Source organism: Caballeronia terrestris (assembly GCF_001544515.1).
In the GTDB taxonomy this organism is placed as follows: Bacteria; Pseudomonadota; Gammaproteobacteria; order Burkholderiales; family Burkholderiaceae; genus Caballeronia; species Caballeronia terrestris.
This window is the reverse complement of sequence record NZ_FCOL02000307.1, coordinates 1-2047: the sequence shown is the minus strand read 5'-3', so window position 1 is coordinate 2047 and position 2047 is coordinate 1. Positions and strand designations below refer to the sequence as shown.

2 protein-coding genes are annotated in these 2047 nt (G+C 58.7%); one reads left to right on the top strand and one right to left on the bottom strand.

Going from position 1 to position 2047, the window contains the following annotated elements; translation table 11 throughout:
• The first annotated feature begins 351 nt into the window (after nt 1-351).
• Nucleotides 352-768 carry a universal stress protein gene (locus AWB67_RS36875; protein ID WP_087660748.1) on the top strand — a complete coding sequence of 139 codons (417 nt, stop codon included), beginning with the start codon at nt 352-354 and terminating at the stop codon, nt 766-768.
• Nucleotides 769-1154: 386 nt separating this feature from the next.
• On the opposite strand, the gene AWB67_RS36870 is transcribed toward AWB67_RS36875, so the two are convergent.
• Nucleotides 1155-2047: IS30 family transposase (locus AWB67_RS36870; protein WP_087660747.1), on the bottom strand; the 893-nt coding region annotated here is incomplete at its 5' end.

Here is a 2047-nt window from a genome sequence, read left to right as displayed (position 1 = left end):
CATGGCGGCCTCGGCTCATCCCGTCATGATAATCGAGGCGGTTACTTATTCAACCTATTTACGGGATGTTGTACTAGTCCCGTTATGAGCGCGGACCGGATCTATCGAGCCTAGACGAGCACGCGTAATAAAAGGCTCAAAAATGCCCCTCGGCGCATAAATATTCTGTAAACGAGTTGCCGGTCCATTCGCGGAGGCCGCGTCATTGTGTTACCCCACGGAACGGTCAAAGTCGGCCGTGCTGAGTTGCATTGACGGAATTTTTACGCTCCACGCCCGATATTTTCAGGAACATGACGGCCGTTCTGCTGAAATGCAATGGTTATAGGTCGATGTCGAACGGAAAGTCACATGCTACGTTTGCTGATTCCGATAGTTCACCAGGACGGCGCGCTCCAGGCTGCGCGTCACGCGGCGTTTCTATTCTCGGAGAGATGCGTCTCTGAAGTGGAGCTGGTGGAAGTGCTCAAGCCGCTGAAGCAGTGTCGGACGGCTGCGTTTCATTCGCGCGCTGCGCTTCGGCTCCAACAGAAGCTTGAGATGTTGAGCGCATTGACACGAACGCGCGCGATCCTCGACGATGCAGGCGTTCCTTATCGCTGGACACGTGTGTACGGCCCGGTGGCGGAGACGATCGCCGCACGTGCGGCGGAGAACGGGTCCGACGTCGTGTTGGTCGATGCAAGCCACTTGGGCTTCTGGAGCCGATGGTGGGTTCTAGCCCAGCTCTGGCGGCTCACACAGACGCCAGTCACGATGTTGCACTAGCCAGGCCGATTCGCTGCGCGGGCCACTACATGCTTCAGCCATCGACTTCCCCCTGCGCGAGACCTTGCGAAGCGAAAGGATCTAAAGCACGCCAGGGAAGATTGAAGGTTGCATTACCGGACTTCGACGGTTTGAGGACGGATCACGACCTGTCTACGCGAGCTCGTCGTAGGTGTGGCAGCAATAAGCCGTTTCTGAATACAATATCTTCTGGACCGTTGCGGTGAACAGCCCTTACTTTGGAGTCGCAACTTGAGCCCTAGCAAGTGCGTGATCCGACGAACGCAGGTTCTGGCTGACATATTGGAAGGTTTCAGTAACGATTCCCCTTCGATGGTATTACGGTCTTAACGAGGGCGGTTTCAAATCGAAGCGCAACAAGGGGTTTAATGTTTAGCGCCTTGAGGTTGGCTCGCTGAGGCAAGTGTCGCAGCGAAGACCTCGAATGGCGAATGGAACGCGTGAGTTGCGCGCGGCCGGCTGTTCAAACTGTCGGCGATAGCATCGAGTTCGTCCTGACTGTAGACCGAAAGGTCGGTGCCTTTAGGCAGGTACTGGCGCAACAATCCGTTGGTGTTTTCGCAAGTGCCGCGTTGCCACGGACTGTGCGGGTCGCAAAAGTACACGCTCACGCCGGTGGCGGCGGCGAGTTCTTGATGGCGCGCGAGTTCCTTGCCCTGGTCATAGGTGAAGCTTTGGCGCAAGGGTTCGGGGATCGAATTGAGTTTGGCCGAGAAGCCCGCCAGAGCAGAGGCTGCGGTTGCGTCCTGCATCTTGGCAAGCAGCACCAGTCGGCTGGTGCGCTCAACCAGCACGCCAACGGAGGATTGATTGCCGGCGCCTTTGATGAAGTCGCCTTCCCAGTGGCCCGGCAGCAGGCGGTCTTCGATTTCGGGCGGCCTCACGTGAATACTGACCATGTCGGGAATCTGCCCGCGTCGGTCGGTGCCGCGCGAGCGCGACATCCGGGTACTGTGGCCGTGGCGCAGGCAGGCAATCAATTGGCGGCGCAACTCGCCGCGCGGCTGAGCGTAGATAGCCGTGTAGATGGTCTCATGCGATACGTGCTGGGTCGGGTCGGTCGGATACATGCGCTTAAGTGTGCCCGATATCTGCTGGGGCGACCACTTCCATTCGAGCAGGGTGAGCACAACCCGCCAGCGAACGCTTTGCGTGCACAGCTTGGCGGGGCGGCGACCAGCGCTACGGCGGGCGGCGCTCAGCGCTTCGGCTGACACTGAAGCGTAGCCAGCAGGAGAGCCGTTGCGCGTCAATTCAC